Source organism: Agromyces sp. P2_B3, assembly GCF_056404815.1.
The window spans coordinates 59,132-76,754 of record NZ_JBFUDH010000010.1 but is presented as its reverse complement, the minus strand read 5'-3'; the positions used below and the strand labels follow the sequence as shown (position 1 = coordinate 76,754).

The window sequence follows — 17,623 nt, the reverse complement described above, 5'->3', positions numbered from 1 at the left end:
TGCCGGTTCCGGATGCCGCGGCCGACCGGGATGGCACAGACCCGGTCAGTCCCCGATCACTCCGCCGACGCGAAGTCGAGCTTCGCATCGGCGACGGCGATGACCGACCAGGTGCCGCCCGCGGCATCCGTGAACTCGTAGGCCGGGACGACGAGCACACTGCCGTCGGGCTGCCACTGGCTGGCGAGGCCGAGGCGGGCGCTGACGATCTCGACGTCGTTCACGGGCCAGGCGACGGATGCCCCGTCGGCCGGCGTCGCCGGCGGCTCGGTCGGCGGCACCCACTCGGGAGTCGCGGTCCATCCGTCGGCCGTCTCGATTCCCTGCTCGCGGATGGCGAGCGGCATCGCGGTCACCTGCGCGCCGAACCGGGGGTCGGAGAGCCGCTCGAACGCCTCCTGCTCGCTGACCACCGGGTAGTCGCCGAGGTTCACGAGCTCGGCGAGCGCGCCGTAGGCGCTCACGATGCCGCCGTCGGTCAGCTCGAGGCTCCACGACTGGTCGATGCGCTGCCCGTCGACGACGGGCCAGGCCTGCGCCGAACGGGTGACCGCGCCCTCCCACGTCTCGGAGGTGTACTCGAAGGCACCGGGGTCGCGTCCGACGGAGGCGATGAGCGACCGCAGGGCGTCGATCGCGGCGTCCTCCGACGGCAGGCCGACGGTCGGCGGCTCGCAGGGATCGACGGGGGCGACCTCGCCCGTGCCGTCGGTGCCCTCCGTGCCCGCGCCGGTGTCGGTCGTCGCGCAGTTCCAGGGGTTCAGGAGCGGATCCGAGTAGGAGAAGCTGAGCGTGCCGTCGAGCCCGACGTAGAGCGACGGGGCGGTGCCGTCCTGGGGACCGACCGTCCACGCGCCGTCCTTCAGCTGGGGCGTTCCCGTGACGCCGAGGGCGGCGGCCAGCGCACCGACCGTTTCGGCGTTCGAGGCACCGCGGGCGTCGTACCCGTAGCCGGGCGCGCTGCCCGACGCCGTCGAGAGGCCCGACGAGCGGAAGCTGTTGCGCCCGAACCCGGGGTAGAGCATGCCGCTCGCGCCGGATGCGGAACGCTTGGCCTGATCGGGCGCGGCTCCCGCGATCGCGCCGTCCTGGAGGGTGCTCTGCTCGGTGGTCGCGCCGTCGGCGGCGCCCTGCAGCGAGATGGGCGGGGCTGCGGCGCCCGCGACGTTCGTGAACCCGTTCGTCGAGGCTCCGACGGCGTAGCCGGCTCCGCTGAAGACCACGAGCGAGGCGGCGACCGCCGCGATGGCGACCCAGGTCGGGCGGCGGCGCGCACGCTCGGAGGCCAGGTCGGCGACGGGCGACGGCTCGGCCGGCGAGGCATCCGTCGTGGACGTTGCGGTGGCGGCTGCGGCATCCGCCGACGCAGCGGTCGCCCGGGCGACGACCTCGTCGGCGAACCCGGCGCGGGGCTCGACCGACGCAGCGGGATCAGCGGCGCGGAGCCGCGCCACCGGGTCGAGCTCGTTGTCGTCATGCATGTCGATCACCCTCCGTGACGTTCGTTCATAGACGGATATGTCCGGCGAGGCCGGAACCTTGCACCCGACGCCGAAGGACCCGCGCGCGTGCCGTGCCGTGTCGCGCTAGAAGGACAGCCGCTCGCCCCACGCCTCGCGGAGGCGCTTGCGGGCACGCGAGAGCGCGGCATCCGCCCCCGACCGGGAGATGCCGAGCACCTCGGCGAGCTCGGCGCCGTCGAGGCCGTCCCACGCGTGCAGGAGCAGGATCTGCCGATCGCGCTCACCGACGCTCGCAAGCGCGCCACGCAGCTCGGCATCGAACAGGGCGCTCAGCTCGGGGTCGTCGCTCACGCGCACCGCCCCCGACTCGGGCACCTCGTCGACGGCGAGGTCGACGGTCTTGCGCCGGTGGTTCGCGAGGGTGAAGCCGGCCGTGCGGTAGAGCCAGGGCAGCACCGCCTCGGGTGGCACGTCGGCGCGGCGGCGCCAGGCCGTCGCGAACACGTCGGCCGCGAGGTCCTCGGCGTCCTGCCGCGGCCCCCGGCGGGCGAAGTAGCGGACGAGGGCCGTCGAGTGCTCGCGCACGACGGCGGTGAACCAGGCGACCTCGTCGGAGGTCGCGGGCTGGTCGGCGCCCTCGGGCATCGCCACCCCCTCGGTCGCGTCGGTGTCGGCTGCGGTGCTGGCGATCCTCACACCGGGTATGTGTCGGATCTGCCGCGAGTCTTGCACGGAACGACGGAATTCCTCGCGCGCGGGGCGGTGGAGCGCCTCAGTCGAACATCGGGGTCAGGAACCTCCGCTCGTAGCGCCGGAAGCAGCGCGTCTCCGCGCCGAACCGGTTGGCCTCCACGCATTCGGGGTCGGTCGTCGCGGCGGTGCGGTACTGCTCATACTCCGCCAGCGACGGGAACGTGAAGAGCGCGAACGCCTCATCGCTGTCGCCCTCGCTCGGCAGGAAGTAGCCGTGGTGCGTGCCGCCGAGCCGATTCACGAGGTGGATCCATCGCCGGCCGTACTCCTCGAAGTCGGAGAGCTTGTGTGGGTCGATCTCGTAGCGCAGGTGGATGGTGATCATGGGTCCACGCTCGCATCGATCGCGCGGCGGGACGGCGTGAATGCCTGCCAATCTTGCGAGACCGACCGCCGAGCTCGGCGGCCGCGAGCACCGCGCCCGAACACGGTCGGGCTCAGGCGGCGTCGAGGAACGCGATCACCGCGAGGACCCGCCGGTGCGCCGACGCGTCGTCATCGCCGAGGCCGAGCTTGGCGAGGATGCGGTGCACATGCTTCTCGACGGTGCCCTCCGAGACCTGGAGGACGCGGGCGATGCCGACGTTCGAGCGGCCCTGCGCCATGAGGGAGAGCACCTCGTGCTCGCGAGCCGTGAGCTCCCCGAGCGGGTCGGTCGACCGCTGGGCGCGCACGAGCTCCTGCACGAGCGCGGGGTCCACGACGGATTCCCCGGCGGCGACCCGTTCCAGGGCGGCCACGAACTCCTGCACCATCGTGACCCGCTGCTTGAGCAGGTACCCGATTCGAGGCCCGCTTCCGAGCAGCTCGATCGCGTGCTGGACCTCGACGTACGACGAGAGCACCACGATCCCGATGAACGGGTCGGCGGCCCGTACCGCAGTCGCCGCCACCAGTCCCTCGAGCGTGTGCGTGGGCGGCATCCGGATGTCGATGATCAGCAGTGCGGGGCGGTACTCCCGCGCGAGCTCGGGGAGCCGGGCGGCGTCGGGCGCCTGTGCCACCACGTCGAACCCCGAATGGGTGAGCAGGCTCGCGAGTCCTTCCCTGAGGAGGACGTCGTCGTCCGCGATGATCACCCGGGTTCCCGGCATCACGTCCCCTGAACGAATCTCGGCATCTGTGCCAGTCTGAGCGTGCACGGGGTTCGAGACAACAGGTTCGCCCATATCGAGGTGCCAGGTGAAGCAAGTCCCCCAGGACAGCGAGGTGCTCGCCGCCGAGCTGGCTGCCCTTCGGAACACCGCGGGCCTCATCGCGCAGGGCACCCCGGCCGTGGTCGTGCTCGAGAGCGTCGCACGCCATGTGGCGGCCTCGGTCGGCGCGGACTTCCTGGAGATCCTGCAGTTCGAGGGACATGACCGTCCCATGGTCGTCGGCGCGTGGGCCGCACGGCGCGACCGGATGGTCGACCTGGACCGCTGGCCGCTCGCGGTCGACGACCTCGCCCGGAATCTCTTCGGCGCACGGGCCCCCGTCCGGGAGGACCACCCGCGGGCCGTGCACGACACCGCATCGACGATCACCAGGCATCGGCACGGAGTCACGTCCTCCGTCGGCGTGCCCGTGCCGTTCCAGGACCACGCCTGGGGCGCGATCCTCGTGCACTCCGCCGGCGACCGGCCGCTCGCCCCCGAGACGGAACGCCTGCTGGCGGACTTCACCGAGCTCGTGACGTCGGCGGTGGCGAACACCACCGCCCGGGCCGCCGTCACGGAGCTCGCGGCCGACCAGGCGGCGCTGCTCCGCGTCGCCGAGCTCGTCGCCCGCGAGGCGCCGACCGACGAGGTGTTCGCGGCCGTCGCGGAGGAGCTGGGCCGGCTCCTCGGCGCCCCGGGTGCCGAGATGCTCCGGCATGAGGCGAACGGCGCCACCACGTTCCTCGCACGCTGGGGATCGCTCGAGGCGGGGCTCCCGACGGTGGGAGTCCCCATCCTCGTCGCCGGACGGGTGTGGGGCGCCCTCGTCGTCGGCTCCGTCCGTGACTCGCCGCTCCCCGCGGACACGGACCGGCGCATGGCGAAGTTCGCGGACCTCGTAGCGGTCGCCCTCGCCAACCTGGAATCCCGGGAGGCGCTTCGCGCTCTGGCCGACGAGCAGGCGGCGCTCCGCCGGGTGGCCACGGTCGTCGCCCGGGAGGAGTGGCCCGTCACCTCCGCCACCATCGTCCGCGAGGTCGCGGTCCTGCTCGACGCGAAGGGTGCGGTGATGCTGCGGTACGAGCCCGACGAGACGATCACGGTGCTCGCCGCCTGGGGCGCCCCGGACATGACCGCCTACGTCGACCAGCGGTTGCCGTTCCAGGGCGACAACACCGCGGCGGAGGTCTGGCGCACTCGCCGCCCCGCCCGGCAGGAGGACTTCGACTACGCCGTCGGGGGCCTCGCCGAGCTCAGTCGACGCGAGGGGATCACGTGCGCGGTGGCGAGCCCGGTCATCGTGGAGAACCAGCTCTGGGGAGCGATCGTCGTCGTCACCAGCGGCCCCGAGCGCCTGCCCGACGACACCGAGGCTCGGATGGGACAGTTCACGGAACTCCTCGCCACCGCGATCGGCAACATGAAGTCGAGATCGGAGCTCGTCGCGTCACGGGCGCGAATCGTGCAGACCGCGGACCGGACCCGTCGACGCTTCGAGCGCGACCTGCACGACAGCATCCAGCAACGGCTCGTCAGCATCGCGCTGGACCTGCACGTGGTGGAGCAGTCCCTGCCGGCCGACCTCGAGTCCTCGCGAGCCCGGCTCGCCGGCGTCGCCACGCAGCTCGCCGACACCCTGGAGCACCTGCGTGAACTGTCCAGGGGGCTGCATCCCGCGATCCTCTCGGAGGGCGGACTCGCCCCCGCGGTTCGTGCCCTCGCCCGTCGATCGCCTGTCCCGGCGCAGCTGCGGATCGAGCCGCTCCCCCGGATGGCCGACCCCGTCGAGGTCGCCGCGTACTCCGTGGTCTCGGAAGCGCTGGCCAACGCCGGCAAGCACGCCGGCGCCACCCGGGTGGAGGTGGAGCTCCGGTGTCGCGACGGGCACCTGGAGGTGACCGTCACCGATGACGGACGCGGCGGCGCCGATCCCGCTCGAGGATCCGGGCTCACCGGGCTCGTCGACCGCGCAGAGGTGCTCGGCGGATCGGTCAGGGTACGCAGCCCGAAGGGGCGCGGCACGACGCTCGTCGCCACCTTCCCGCTCGCGGCACCCTGAGCGGCAGCCCCGCAACCGGGTCACCCGCCCCGGACGAGGTCCGCCTTCACGCTCGCCCCCATGCGAAGAGTGGTGCTGGCGGGCTCGACGCCGGCCGCATCGGCGGTGAGGCTGGGGGCTTCCCCGTTCGGCGCCAGCGCAAGGAGTCTCCATGAGCATCACGAGTCCGTCCCCGAGCCGGCCGACGGTGGTGCTCGTCCACGGCGCCTTCGCGGAGTCCTCGAGCTGGGCCGGCGTCGTCACGCTGCTGCTCGACGACGGCTTCCCCGTGATCGCGGTCGCCAATCCGCTCCGCGGCGTGAGCACGGACGCCGAGTACCTCCGCGCCGTCCTCCGCGACGTCGCCGGCGACATCGTGCTGGTGGGCCACTCCTACGGCGGCACGGTCATCACGAACGCCGCGACCGGAAACCCATCCGTCAGGTCCCTCGTCTACATCGGGGGCTTCGCGCCCGACGAGGGAGAGAGCGCCGCACAGCTCGCGGGACGCTACGAGGGTGGGACGCTCGGCGACACGCTGACGGCGGTCGCCCTCCCCGACGGCGGGAACGACCTCTACATCGTGCAGGACAAGTACCGCGCGCAGTTCGCCGCCGACTCGTCGGAACGGGATGCGGCGGTCATGGCGGTGACCCAGCGGCCCATCGTCGAGGCGGCCCTGAACGAGGCATCCGGAACACCGGCGTGGAAATCGATCCCCTCGTGGTTCCTCTTCGGGTCCGACGACCGGAACATCCCGGCCGCCAGTCACCGGTTCATGGCGGAACGCGCAGGCTCGCGCCGCACCGTCGAGCTGCAGGGCGGCTCGCACAGCGTCGGCGTGCCCGAGGCCGCGAGCGTCGTCGCCCTCATCCGCGAAGCGGCCGCCGCCGCGAGCGCACCGGCGGCCGGGTAGGCGTCCCGCCGGTGGACGTCGCTCGAGTGGCCGGGGCGGGTGCCGGGACGAGTGCCGGCGCGCACACCGGCGCGCACGCCGGCGCGCACGCCGGCGCGCACGTGTCGGTCGCCGCCGTCGTGGCGGAGGGGCGCTTCGTGTTCGTGTCGGGCCAGAGCCCGACCCGCGACGGCACCCTCGTCGGCGGCACCATCATCGAGCAGACCCAGGCCGTGCTGGAGAACCTCGCGGCGATCCTGAGATCCGCCGGCGCACGACTCGACGACGTGGTCAAGTGCGGGGTCTTCCTTACCGACCTCGACGCCCTGCCGGAGTTCGACGAGGTCTACGCCGGTGCGTTCGGCGCGCACCTCCCCGCCCGCACCACCGTCGGGGTCGCACTGCCCGGCTTCGCGGTGCAGATCGACTGCATCGCCATGGTGCCCGGCGCTCCGCCGGAGCCACCCACCACGTTCCACCCACCACTGTCCGACTGAAGGAAGACGAAGATGGCCACCACATCAGAACCCACGACCGTCGTGCTCGTGCACGGCGCATTCGCCGACGCGGGGAGCTGGGTCCCCGTCATCGAGCGACTCCTCGCCGCCGGCGTTCCCGTTCGCGCACCGGGGCTGCTCATGCGAGGCCTCCGCTCCGACTCCGACTACATCGCGAGCGTGATCTCCCAGATCCCCGGCCCGGTGCTCGCTGTGGGGCACTCCTACGGAGGTGCGGTGATCTCCAACGCCGCCACGCAGGCGTCGAACGTGAAGGGACTCGTGCTGGTGTCGGGATTCGCCCCTGAGGAGAACGAGGCCCTGGGCGAGGCCGAGGGAACCTCCCGCGACAGCGCCCTCGGACCGGCACTCGTCCAGGCGCAGTTCCCCACGGGGGTCGGCGACGAGACGGCGATCGAGCTGTACGTCGACATCGCGAAGTTCCCTGCGGTGTTCGCGGCCGACCTCCCCGAGGCGCAGGCGAACGCCTTCGCGGTATCGCAACGACCCATCGCCGCCTCGGCGTTCGACGAGAAGTCGGGACGGCCCGCCTGGAAGCACCTGCCGACCTGGTCCGTCGTCGCCACCGGCGACAAGGCGGCCGGCTCCGACGTGCTGCTCTCCATGGCGCGCCGCGCGAACGCCGAGCTGCTCGAGCTCGAGGGCTCGCACCTCATCATGGTCTCCCAGCCGGAACCGGTGACCGACGTCATCCTCCGGGCGCTCGAGAAGGTCGGCGAGTCGCGATGAGCGAGGCGGAGCCGGTCGACGAGCTGGCGACCAAGCTGAAGCGCACCGAACTGCAGCACCAGGCCTCGTCGATCCCGGGCAGGGACATCGTGCAGGTGCTCACCGAGATCCCGGTCGGGGTCGAGTCCGGCTGGCACACCCACCCGGGTGAGGAGATCGGCTATATCCTCGCCGGCACCGTGGAGATGCGGATCGAGGGTGCGCCGACCCTGCTGCTGAACGCGGGCGACCCGTTCCTGATGCCGCCGCGCACCGCCCACAACGCGCGCGACCTCGGCCCGGGCACGGGGATGATGCTCTCGACCTACCTCGTCGACCCGACGCAGTCGCTGGCCACGTTCGTGCACGTGGACTGAGCCGGCGGCGGGGTCGAGGTGAGCAGCGAGGGAGCGGGATGAGCGGGGGTCCGGGATGAGTGCACAGTACGGATGCATCGCCTTCACGGACGACGTCCGGCGCGTGCAGTCGGACTACGGGAGCGCGGAGTTCTACGCCCGCATCGCCGAACGCGGGCTCGCGGCATCCGGCCACGACCCGCTCGGCCCGCGTGAGTCCGAGTTCCTCGGCGCCCTCGACGGCTTCTACCTGGCCACGGTCGGGGAGACGGGGTGGCCGTACGTGCAGTTCAGGGGCGGCCCGCCGGGCTTCATCCAGGTGCTCGATCGGCACACCATCGCGTGGGCCGACTACCGCGGCAACCTCCAGCACGTCTCCACCGGCAACCTCGACGGTGACGACCGGGTCTCGTTGATCGGCGTGGACTATACCGCCCGCCGCCGGTTGAAGCTGTTCGGCATGGCGCGGGTCGCGCGAGCGCACGCAGGCGGCGACGACGGCGCGAGCGACGACGGCGACCTCGTCGCCCGCCTCGCCGACGCCGCCGAAGCCGGAGCGACGGTGGAGGCGGCATTCGTCGTCACGGTGGTGGCCTTCGACTGGAACTGCCCGCAGCACATCCCCCGCCGTGTGACGGTCGGATGGTCCGACGGGACGCCGCGCGGATGAACCCGGTGAGCGCCGTCGTCTGGACCGTCGCGTTCGTCGTCGTGACGGTCTCGGTGACGGGCCTGACCCGCCGCCTGAACTGGTCGGCGCCCGTCGTGCTCGTCGTCGTCGGCGGGATCGCGTCGTTCATCCCCGTCGTCCCGGTCGTGCGCGTCGAGCCCGAGCTGGTGCTCTACGGCGTGCTGCCTCCGCTGCTGTTCGCACAGGCCGTGCGGACCTCGTTCCTCGACGTGCGCCGGCGACGTGACAGCATCCTCATCCTCTCGGTCGGGACGGTCGCCTTCACGGTGGTCGTCGTCGGGTTCACGACGTCGTTGCTGCTCCCTGCCATCGGGCTCGCCGCCGCGTTCGCGTTCGCGGCGGTCATCGCGCCCACGGACACCGTCGCCGTCACCTCCGTGACCGGCCGCCTCGCGCTGCCACGACGGGTCGTCACCGTGCTCGAGGGCGAGAGCCTCTTGAACGACGCCGCGGCGCTCGTGGCACTCAACGCCGCGATCGCCGCGATGACGATGCTGCTCAGCCCGCTGCTCGTCACTGGGGCGTTCCTGCTGGCCGTCGTCGGTGGCGTCGCCGTCGGCCTGGCGATCGGCTGGACGATGGCGTTCATCCGCTCGCGCCTCCGATCGCCCGTCCTCGACACGAGCCTCGCCCTCATCACGCCGTACCTCGCCTTCATCGCCGCGGAGGCCGTGCTGGGTTCCGGGGTGCTCGCCGTCGTCATCGCGGGGTTGTACCTGGGGTACCGGTCGCCGGTCGTGCAGTCCGCCGAGGCGCGGATCGCCGAGTCGGTGAACTGGCGGACCATCCAGTTCCTCCTCGAGAACGCCGTGTTCCTGTTCATCGGGCTCAACCTCGCGAGCATCCTGCAGGGCGCCGTCCGGACCGGCCCTGGCCTCTGGGCGACCATCGGCATCTGCAGCGTGGTGTTCGTGGCGCTCGTCGTCTCCCGGTTCGTGTTCGTGCTCGCCGTCGCCTGGTTCTTCCGACGAGGCCCGCGGCGGCTGCGCCGGCAGCACGTGCAGTGGAAGAACGCGGTCGTCATCGCCGCGGCGAACGTGCGCGGCGTCGTCACCCTCGCGGCCGTGTTCCTGCTCCCCGAGATGACACCCGACCGGGAGTTCCTGCAGTTCGTCGCCTTCGTCATCGTCGTCGCCACCCTCGTCAGCGGGTTGGCGCTCCCCCTGCTCGTCCGGCGCCTGCACCTGCCGCCGCCCAACGCCGCCCAGGAGCAGATGGAACGCGAGACCCTGATGGCGGAGGCGCACGCGGCAGGACTCGCCCGGCTCGAACTGGAGACGGGCGAGGCCGACGAGGAGCGCGTCGTCTCGCAGTTGCGTGCGAATGCCACTCTCATCTCCGACTCGCTCGCACATCCGGTGGCCGATCCGTCCTCCGAGTCCTTCCTGGCCGCGTACGCGCGGCTTCGGCGCGAGATGATCACCGAGGAACGCCAGGCCGTCCTCGTCGCCAGGAGCGAGGGCCGGTTCCCCGAGACCGCGGTGAAGTTCGTCCTTCGAGCCATCGATGCAGAGGAGCTCTCATTGAATGCCATCACCAAGGCTCCGGATGCCGGTGCGCCGCGTCCCGAGCCGGCCGACACCCGTTCGTCGGCCAAGCGTGGCCATGTCTGACTGGGCGTCCGGCACCGCCTCGACGGGCGCGGACCAGCGCAGCCGGTGCGCGTGGGCCACCGCGCATGAGCGCGACGAGGCCCTCCTCGCCTATCACGACCATGAGTGGGGCACGCCGGGTGGGACCGAGAGCGCCGTGTTCGAGGCGCTCACCCTCGGGATCTTCCAGGCCGGCCTCGGATGGCTCACCGTGTTCCACAAGCGCGCTGCGTTCCGGGCCGCCTTCCACGACTTCGATCCGGCGCGGGTCGCGCGGATGGACGACGCCGACGTCGCCGTGCTGCTGCAGGATCCCGGGATCATCCGCAACGAGGCGAAGATCCGGTCGACCCTCCGCAATGCCGCGGTCGTGGCGGCGTCGGAGTTCGCCCTCGCGGACCTGGCGATTGGCACCGGACCGCGCGAGCACCAGCGCCCGTCACCGGGGGCCACCGTGCCCTCGCACACCCCCGAGTCGGAGGCGCTGAGCCGGCGCCTGAAGGCGGAGGGATACGTGTTCATCGGTCCGACCAGCGCCTACGCCTTCATGCAGGCGATCGGCGTGGTGAACGATCACGTCGTCGGCTGCTTCCGCGGCGACGAGCTCGAACGATGATGTCGACTCGCGTACCCTGAAGCCGGGCCGGCATTCGCGCCGACCGACGGAAGGCTCCGCGTGAACATCACCCTGCTTCGACGGTTCGTCGCCGTGGCCGAGGAGCTGCACTTCCCGCGCGCCGCGGACAAGCTCGGCATCCCGCTCGCGTCGCTCTACTCGTCGATCGACAAGCTCGAGGCGGAGATCGGGCAGCCGTTGTTCACCCGGCAGGGCGAGACCCAGCTCACGAAGGTCGGTGTGCTCTTCCTCGAGGAGGCTCGGAACGAGATCGCCGCGGCGCCCGCTGCCCCCGAGAAGCCCGTCGCGAAGGCCGGCGGCAAGGCGAAGGCCTCGAAGGGCAAGGGCCGCGCGCCCATTGTGAAGGGCCAGCCGAAGCCGTACAAGAAGCGCCAGGGTCGCTGAGCAGCCGAGCCTCGCTGGAGCAGGCGCCGAACGGGCGGACTCACCTCGCGGAGGGCTCGGGCACGATCGTCAAGCCGAGCACGGAACTGGCGGTTTCCTCCAGTTTCACCAGCCACGCTTCGTTCAGGCTGGGCCGACGGTTGCCGAAGTACACGAATTCAAGTGGCGTCGACGGTGAGATCCACGCCGTCACCGTTCGCCCGGGCGCGCTCAGCGTCATCGGGAAGGACTGCCGTTGCTCCATCTTCCGCAGGATGACGACCTGCAGGTGCGCCAGGGTCCGATCGTCGATTTCGGCCGTCGAGACGTTCGCATAGATGAATCGCCCCACGGGACACCCGCTCTCTTGTGAGAAGCAATCTCTCACACACCGGGCGCGGCCGGCAGGGACTTGACGCAGCGAGAAGCGTGACGACGTGGCGTCAGCGCGGCATCAGACGTTGAAGCGGAACTCCACGACGTCGCCGTCCTGCATGACGTAGTCCTTGCCCTCCATGCGGGCCTTGCCCTTGGCGCGGGCCTCGGCGACCGAGCCGGTGGCGACGAGGTCGGCGAACGAGATGACCTCGGCCTTGATGAAGCCGCGCTCGAAGTCGGTGTGGATGACGCCCGCGGCCTGCGGGGCCTTCCAGCCCTTGTGGATCGTCCACGCGCGCGACTCCTTCGGGCCGGCCGTGAGGTACGTCTGCAGGCCGAGCGTCTCGAAGCCCACACGGGCGAGCTGGTCGAGGCCCGACTCCTCCTGGCCGGTCGAGGCGAGCAGCTCCGCGGCGTCGGCGGGGTCGAGGTCGATGAGCTCGGACTCGATCTTCGCATCGAGGAAGACGGCCTCGGCGGGGGCGACGAGCGCGGCGAGCTCGGCCTTGCGCGCGGCATCCGTCAGCACCGCCTCGTCGACGTTGAAGACGTAGATGAACGGCTTCGCGGTGAGCAGGCCGAGCTCCCTGACGGGCTCCAGGTCGACGGATGCCGCGGAGAGCGGCGTGCCCTTCTGCAGCACCTCGAGCGCCTCGTTCGCCGCGGTCAGCACCGACGGGTCGAGCTTCTTGCCCTTGACCTCCTTCTCGAAGCGCGGGATGGCGCGCTCGAGGGTCTCGAGGTCGGCGAGGATCAGCTCGGTGTTGATGGTCTCCATGTCGGACTTCGGGTCGACGGTGCCCTCGACGTGCACGACGTCGGAGTCCTCGAAGCCGCGCACGACCTGCGCGATGGCGTCGGCCTCGCGGATGTTCGCGAGGAACTTGTTGCCGAGGCCCTCGCCCTCGGACGCGCCGCGCACGATACCGGCGATGTCGACGAACGACACGGCGGCAGGCAGGATGCGCTCGGAGTTGAAGATGCCGGCGAGCGTCTCGAGCCGCGGGTCGGGCAGGTTCACCACGCCGATGTTCGGTTCGATCGTCGCGAAGGGGTAGTTCGCCGCGAGCACCTGGTTCTTGGTGAGCGCGTTGAACAGGGTGGACTTGCCGACGTTGGGCAGGCCGACGATGCCGATAGTGAGAGCCACGGGGGTCTATCGTACCCGGCGGCTCACCGGGGCATTTCCCCCGCTCGTGCACCGCGGTCGGCGGTCGGGGCCACGCCGGCGCTCAGTGCGGACCCTCGGCGGCATCCGGGACCGCACTGAACGAGCGCGCGAACGCTGGTGCGCGTGTTCCCCGCGGTCGTATGCTGCGCGCAGAGGGAATCGAGCGTCACTCAGTTTCGAGCGGCGACGACGCACGCGAGGGGGGCGGCGATGTCCGCCATGGGCAGGCGAACGCGCGGATGCCGCGCGTGGAGGGCCGGGCGATGACGCCGGCGCTCGCCGCGATCGGCGCGCGTGGCGCCGTGCGGATCGTGGGCGCACCGGATGCCGGGGGCTGGGCGCTCCCCACCGACGGACGCGAGCTCGCCCGAGCCGGTCTCGTGGGCACCGGCGGCGACGCACCCGTGCTGCTGCTCGTGCTCGATCCCGCCGTCGACCTGCGCCGGGTGGTGGTGTTCGTGCGGCTGGGAGACCTGCTCTGCACGTTCCGGCCGACGGGCGACGACCGCGACGCGCTCGAGGTGGCGCTGCCGTTCCGCGTCGGCGGCGCGGTCGGGCTCGTCGTCGCCGTCGAGTGCGCGACCGAGGCCGAGGCCGAGGAGCTGGCCCGACGGTACGACGCCGCGCGCGTCGATGTCGAAGCGGGGCCGCCGCCGGTCGGGGCCGAGCCGCCTGAGGATGCAGCGGCCGCCGAGCCGGCGCCCGATGCCGCGGCGCCCCCGGTCGAGGCGGCGCCGCCGCCCTTGTCGCGGTCGATCCCGTTCCCCGCGCCCGCGCCCGCACCGTCCGTCCCCAGCCCTGCACCCGCACCCGCGCCGGCGCCCGTACCGGCTCCCGGTCCCGTCGTCAGCGGCGGCGGTGGTCCGGCCCCCGAGGAACCCCCGTCGCCGCGCACCCTGGCGCACGTGCACGCCGAGATGCCGCGGCGCGTCGCCGTCGACGCCGAGGTCGAGGTGCGGTTCCGGCTCAGCAGGCGCCGGCTCGAGGCATCCGCCGGCACCAGCAGCACGACCCAGTCGATCCGCATCGACGCCGCACGCGACCTCACCGTGACCATCGCCCTGCGCGGATTCCGCCTCGTGGGCGACGACGAGACGATCACCGTGCGCCTGCCGCGGGCGGAGGCCGAGGTCGCCGAGCACCGCTTCCGCGTCGTCGCACCGTTCCCGGGCAACGGCGAGGTCTCGCTCGTCGTGCGCCAGGGCGCCGACCTCCCCCTCGCGACCCTGCGGCTCTGCGCGGAGGTCGTCGCGGCCGACGCGGGGGCCGAACCGTCGCCGGCCGGCGTCGCGGCCGAGGTCGTCGAACCCGACCCCGAGCTCGTGGCGCTGCCGAGCATCCGCATCGACGAGTCGATCGTCGGCACCGACTCGACCCTGCGCATCCGCGTCGCGATCGGCGGCGAGGCGCGCGAATGCACGACCCACCTGGCCGACAAGGGCGACCTCATCGCCCGCACGTACCGGCGCATCGGCGGCATCCGGTCGGAGCTCGGCGACCTGCTCGATCGCGACGCGCGCGCGAAGCACGGCACGCGGCGACTGCGCGAGCTCGGCATGGGCCTCGCGCGGGCGTTGTTCAGCGCCGAGGTCCTCGAGTTCCTGTGGGATGCCGCGGCCGACCCGGCCGACCCGCTCGACGGGCTGATCGTGCAGACCGCCGGCGAGCTCGACATCCCGTGGGAGATCGTGCACCTGCCCCCGCCCGCCGGCGTCGAGGACGACGGTCGCCCGCGCTTCCTGAGCGCCTACGGGCTCACCCGCTGGGTGTACGACACCGCACACCCCACGGAACTCGCCGTGGCACCCGACCGGGTGCGCTTCGTGTGCCCCGACTACGCCGACCAGCGGCTGCGGCTCACGCACACCTCCGAGGAGCGCGGCTTCCTCGAGCGACGGTTCTCGGCGACCACGATCGACCCCGACGACGCCGATGGCATCGCCGGGCTCATGCGCGACGGCTTCGACCTGCTGCACTTCGCCGGCCACGGCCGATGGAGCGACGGCACCCCGGCGGCGCAGGAGCTGCTGCTCGCCGCGTTCAGCGAGGCCGAGGACCTGCCGCTCGCGCGCTACTCCGACGGCGAGCTGCGTCGCGACCTGCCCGATCGCGGGCCGGCGGATGCCGCGGCGACGGGCCCGTTCGTCTTCCTGAACGCCTGCGACATCGGCCGCCTGCCCTCGGGGCCGGCGTCGCTCGGCGGGTTCCCCGAGGCCTTCCTGCGCGGCGGCGCGGCCGCGTTCGTCGGCTGCTCGTGGGCGGTCGGCGACGACCCCGCATCCACCTTCGTCGAGGCCTTCTACCTCGCGCTCGCCGACGACGACGCCACGATCGCGGATGCCACGCGCGCGGCGCGCGCCGCAGCCCGCGCCGACGCGGACCTCTCGGAGCTCGCGTACGCCGTGTACGCGCACCCTCGCGCGCGCATCCGCGTCGAGCAGCCGGCCGTGCCGGCACCGGACCCGACCGCGCCCGACCCGACCCCGCCCGCACCGACCCCGCCCCACCAGCCGATCCCGGAAGGACCGAACCCATGAACGCCGCACGCCCGCCGAGCCCGTCCGCTCCCCCGCCGCCCGCGACCGCCTCGCCCGCACCGCCGGCGGCCGCGCCGTCCGCGGAACGCGGCGCCCCGACCCTGACGGCCGCCGCCCTCGCCGGCCTGAGGCCCCATGTGATCACCCTCGAGGACGGCAGGCTCGCCGAAGGCGCGGCCTCCACGGCGCAGACCGTGAAGGACTTCCGCACCACCGCGGCCGACATCGACGAGATCTTCTCGACGCACCTTCCGGCCTTCGTCGCCGCGCACCAGCCCGGCCCGGTGCCGATCGCGCTCTACGCGCACGGCGGACTCGTCGACAAGGAGTCGGGCTTCGCGATCGCCGAGCACCAGGTCGCGTGGTGGAAGGAGAACGGCGTCTACCCGATCCACTTCGTGTGGGAGACCGGGCTCGGCACGGCGATCTGGGACTCGCTGCGCCGCTGGGCGTCGGGCGGCCGCCGGGGCTGGGCCGACGAGGCGAAGGACGGATTCCTCGAGGTGGCCGCACGGCTGCTCGGCGGCGGCGGGATCTGGAACGACATGAAGGTCGACGCGGCCGCGGCATCCGTGAAGGGCGGCGGCGCGCAGCAGTTCGTGCGCGCCCTCGGCAAGTGGATGACCGAGCACCCCGGCGAGGTCGAGGTGCACGCCATCGGCCACAGCGCGGGCTCGATCTTCCACTCCCACCTGCTGCCGGCCGCGCTCGAAGCGGATGTCCCGGCGATCGCCTCGCTCAACCTGTTGGCGCCCGCGGTGCGGGTCGACACCTTCTCGAAGCTCCTCATGCCGCACGCCCGCAGCGGCAAGATCGAGCGCGTCGCGATCTTCACCATGGACGACGAGGCCGAGCGCGCCGACACGTGCGTACGCATCTACAACAAGTCGCTGCTCTACCTGGTCTCGGCATCGTTCGAGCCGCAGAAGGCGACACCGATCCTCGGCATGGCGAAGTTCCTCCTGCGCGACGTGGACCTCGCGGAGTTCTTCCAGGGGCCGGCCCCCAAGGGCGAGCTCGTGCTGGCGCCGCACGCCGTCGGCCTGCGCACGGCGAGCACCGCGACCTCGCACGGCGGCTTCGACAACGACGGCCCGACGATGGAGAGCGTCGCCCGCCGCATCGCCGGCGTCACCGACGTGACGCCGTTCCCGTCGGCGCAGTCGCGGGCGATCCTGCCGTGGCCGGAGTTCGAGGACCTGCCGTCCCCGACCGGAGGTTCGCGCTCCGCGGAGGCGCCGAGTGCGCCCGGGCTCCCAGCCGCTCCCGGGACGGGTGCACGACGCGCGCTGTGCATCGGCGTCGACGCGTATCCCGACGAGGGCGACCGCCTGCACGGCTGCGTGGCCGACGCGCACGCGTGGGCCGAGGCGTTGCGCGGCGAGCAGTTCGAGGTGTCCGAGCTGACGGATGCCGCGGCCACCCGCGACGAGATCCTCCGGGGCATCCTCGAACTCGTCAGCAGCGCCGTGCCGGGTGACGTGCTGGCGGTGCAGTACTCGGGGCACGGCACGTTCGTCCCCGACCTCGACGGCGACGAGGACGACGGCGACGAGTCGAAGGACGAGGCCCTGTGCCCCGTGGACTTCCGCGCTGCGGGCCGCCTCATCATCGACGACGACCTGGCCCGCATCTGGGACGTGATCCCCGAGGGTGTCAGCCTCACGGCGTTCTTCGACAGCTGCCACTCGGGCTCGGCGAACCGGGCGCCGCGCGTCGACCTCACGCCGATCGGCGATGCCCTCCCGCGCTCGGTCGAGCTCAGCCGGGCGGACGAGGCCGCGTACCGCGCCGACCGAGGCGTCGGCACGGGGTCGACCGAGCCGGATCCGGTCCGGGATGCCGCGATCGCGCGCGTGCTCGGATCGGAGACGGTCACGCCCACCGCCCCGCGTGCCGCCGGGGTGCGCCGCGAGGTGCTGTTCAGCGCCTGCCGCGCCACCGAGGTCGCCTGGGAGTCGAACGGGCAGGGCGACTTCACGCGGCGGGCGCTGCCGCTGCTCGCCACGGGCGCAGGCGCCGTCTCGAATCGGGACTTCGTGCGATCCGTCGTCGAGGAGTTCGGCCAGAACCGCCGTCAGACGCCCGAGTTCCACGGCGACGAGGTGCTCGGCGGGCGCATCCTGCTCGGCACGGCGAGCGCGTCGGCCGTGGCTGCCGACGGCGCTCCGCAGCCGGGCGGCGTGGCGCAGCCCGGCGGCGTGGCGCAGCCCGGCGGTGCACTCGTCGCCGGTGGCCCGCTCGTCGCCGGTGGCCCCGGGGACGGCAAGTCCGTGCCGGCGGCCGTCGTCGCGGCATCCGACCAGCGCACCGCCGCGGTCATCGCGATCCTCCGCGCGACCGCCGACCTGCTGGAGACCTGAGTACCTGCCGGTCGAGTGGAT

General features: G+C 72.5%; 17 protein-coding genes. 11 read left to right on the top strand and 6 right to left on the bottom strand.

Going from position 1 to position 17,623, the window contains the following annotated elements; all coding sequences use genetic code 11:
* Positions 1–56: 56 nt before the first annotated feature.
* From AC1DZA_RS14665 to AC1DZA_RS14650, 4 genes are all read right to left on the bottom strand, one after another.
* Entirely contained in the window at positions 57–1,481 is a 1,425-nt protein-coding gene (locus tag AC1DZA_RS14665; RefSeq protein ID WP_476763507.1) for a hypothetical protein, read from the bottom strand.
* Positions 1,482–1,586: 105 nt separating this feature from the next.
* A complete protein-coding gene (locus AC1DZA_RS14660) occupies positions 1,587–2,159 on the bottom strand; it encodes an RNA polymerase sigma factor (protein ID WP_476773286.1) in 573 nt (190 codons plus the stop codon).
* Positions 2,160–2,235: 76 nt separating this feature from the next.
* Positions 2,236–2,541, bottom strand: a complete 306-nt coding sequence (locus tag AC1DZA_RS14655) for an NIPSNAP family protein (protein ID WP_309979902.1) — start codon at positions 2,539–2,541, stop codon at positions 2,236–2,238.
* 112 nt (positions 2,542–2,653) lie between these two features.
* Entirely contained in the window at positions 2,654–3,310 is a 657-nt protein-coding gene (locus tag AC1DZA_RS14650) for a LuxR C-terminal-related transcriptional regulator (protein ID WP_476773285.1), read from the bottom strand.
* 88 nt (positions 3,311–3,398) lie between these two features.
* Between AC1DZA_RS14650 and AC1DZA_RS14645 the strand changes: the two genes are divergently transcribed.
* From AC1DZA_RS14645 to AC1DZA_RS14605, 9 genes are all read left to right on the top strand, one after another.
* Positions 3,399–5,414, top strand: coding sequence for a GAF domain-containing protein (locus AC1DZA_RS14645; RefSeq protein WP_476773284.1), 2,016 nt, complete (start codon positions 3,399–3,401; stop codon positions 5,412–5,414).
* A 151-nt stretch (positions 5,415–5,565) separates the two neighbouring features.
* Entirely contained in the window at positions 5,566–6,309 is a 744-nt protein-coding gene (locus tag AC1DZA_RS14640) for an alpha/beta fold hydrolase (RefSeq protein WP_476761853.1), read from the top strand.
* Between the two features lie 11 nt (positions 6,310–6,320).
* Positions 6,321–6,785 carry a RidA family protein gene (locus AC1DZA_RS14635; protein ID WP_476773283.1) on the top strand — a complete coding sequence of 155 codons (465 nt, stop codon included), beginning with the start codon at positions 6,321–6,323 and terminating at the stop codon, positions 6,783–6,785.
* 12 nt (positions 6,786–6,797) lie between these two features.
* A complete protein-coding gene (locus tag AC1DZA_RS14630; protein WP_476773282.1) occupies positions 6,798–7,535 on the top strand; it encodes an alpha/beta fold hydrolase in 738 nt (245 codons plus the stop codon).
* Complete coding sequence (locus AC1DZA_RS14625; RefSeq protein ID WP_476773281.1) at positions 7,532–7,891, top strand: cupin domain-containing protein; 360 nt, start codon at positions 7,532–7,534, stop codon at positions 7,889–7,891. Before AC1DZA_RS14630 ends, AC1DZA_RS14625 begins: the two co-directional genes overlap by 4 nt.
* Positions 7,892–7,946: 55 nt before the next feature.
* On the top strand, positions 7,947–8,540 hold the full coding sequence (locus tag AC1DZA_RS14620; RefSeq protein WP_476761857.1) for a pyridoxamine 5'-phosphate oxidase family protein: 594 nt from the start codon (positions 7,947–7,949) through the stop codon (positions 8,538–8,540).
* Complete coding sequence (locus AC1DZA_RS14615; protein ID WP_476773280.1) at positions 8,537–10,174, top strand: cation:proton antiporter; 1,638 nt, start codon at positions 8,537–8,539, stop codon at positions 10,172–10,174. The genes AC1DZA_RS14620 and AC1DZA_RS14615 overlap by 4 nt, the downstream gene beginning before the upstream one ends.
* Positions 10,167–10,769 carry a DNA-3-methyladenine glycosylase I gene (locus AC1DZA_RS14610; RefSeq protein ID WP_476773279.1) on the top strand — a complete coding sequence of 201 codons (603 nt, stop codon included), beginning with the start codon at positions 10,167–10,169 and terminating at the stop codon, positions 10,767–10,769. Before AC1DZA_RS14615 ends, AC1DZA_RS14610 begins: the two co-directional genes overlap by 8 nt.
* 60 nt (positions 10,770–10,829) lie before the next feature.
* Positions 10,830–11,174, top strand: a complete 345-nt coding sequence (locus tag AC1DZA_RS14605; RefSeq protein ID WP_476761860.1) for a LysR family transcriptional regulator — start codon at positions 10,830–10,832, stop codon at positions 11,172–11,174.
* A 40-nt stretch (positions 11,175–11,214) separates the two neighbouring features.
* Here AC1DZA_RS14605 and AC1DZA_RS14600 read toward each other — a convergent pair whose 3' ends face one another.
* Positions 11,215–11,505, bottom strand: coding sequence for a DUF7882 family protein (locus AC1DZA_RS14600; RefSeq protein ID WP_476761861.1), 291 nt, complete (start codon positions 11,503–11,505; stop codon positions 11,215–11,217).
* 102 nt (positions 11,506–11,607) lie between these two features.
* Entirely contained in the window at positions 11,608–12,681 is a 1,074-nt protein-coding gene (gene ychF / locus AC1DZA_RS14595; RefSeq protein WP_476773278.1) for a redox-regulated ATPase YchF, read from the bottom strand.
* 260 nt (positions 12,682–12,941) lie between these two features.
* Here ychF and AC1DZA_RS14590 point away from each other — a divergent pair, with 260 nt between their 5' ends.
* Positions 12,942–15,239 (top strand): DUF7363 domain-containing protein, encoded by a 2,298-nt coding sequence (locus AC1DZA_RS14590; protein ID WP_476773277.1) that lies wholly within the window; start codon positions 12,942–12,944, stop codon positions 15,237–15,239.
* Positions 15,236–17,602, top strand: coding sequence for a caspase family protein (locus AC1DZA_RS14585; protein WP_476773276.1), 2,367 nt, complete (start codon positions 15,236–15,238; stop codon positions 17,600–17,602). Before AC1DZA_RS14590 ends, AC1DZA_RS14585 begins: the two co-directional genes overlap by 4 nt.
* Positions 17,603–17,623 lie beyond the last annotated feature (21 nt).

What these genes read in the sequence shown, in the direction of transcription:
- AC1DZA_RS14615 (WP_476773280.1), top strand. Translation starts at nt 8,537, where the DNA reads ATGAACCCGGTGAGCGCCGTCGTCTGGACCGTCGCGTTCGTCGTCGTG.
- AC1DZA_RS14665 (WP_476763507.1), bottom strand. Translation starts at nt 1,481, where the DNA reads ATGCATGACGACAACGAGCTCGACCCGGTGGCGCGGCTCCGCGCCGCT.
- AC1DZA_RS14640 (WP_476761853.1), top strand. Translation starts at nt 5,566, where the DNA reads ATGAGCATCACGAGTCCGTCCCCGAGCCGGCCGACGGTGGTGCTCGTC.
- AC1DZA_RS14620 (WP_476761857.1), top strand. Translation starts at nt 7,947, where the DNA reads ATGAGTGCACAGTACGGATGCATCGCCTTCACGGACGACGTCCGGCGC.
- AC1DZA_RS14610 (WP_476773279.1), top strand. Translation starts at nt 10,167, where the DNA reads ATGTCTGACTGGGCGTCCGGCACCGCCTCGACGGGCGCGGACCAGCGC.
- AC1DZA_RS14585 (WP_476773276.1), top strand. Translation starts at nt 15,236, where the DNA reads ATGAACGCCGCACGCCCGCCGAGCCCGTCCGCTCCCCCGCCGCCCGCG.
- AC1DZA_RS14630 (WP_476773282.1), top strand. Translation starts at nt 6,798, where the DNA reads ATGGCCACCACATCAGAACCCACGACCGTCGTGCTCGTGCACGGCGCA.
- AC1DZA_RS14625 (WP_476773281.1), top strand. Translation starts at nt 7,532, where the DNA reads ATGAGCGAGGCGGAGCCGGTCGACGAGCTGGCGACCAAGCTGAAGCGC.
- AC1DZA_RS14650 (WP_476773285.1), bottom strand. Translation starts at nt 3,310, where the DNA reads ATGCCGGGAACCCGGGTGATCATCGCGGACGACGACGTCCTCCTCAGG.
- AC1DZA_RS14655 (WP_309979902.1), bottom strand. Translation starts at nt 2,541, where the DNA reads ATGATCACCATCCACCTGCGCTACGAGATCGACCCACACAAGCTCTCC.
- AC1DZA_RS14590 (WP_476773277.1), top strand. Translation starts at nt 12,942, where the DNA reads ATGCCGCGCGTGGAGGGCCGGGCGATGACGCCGGCGCTCGCCGCGATC.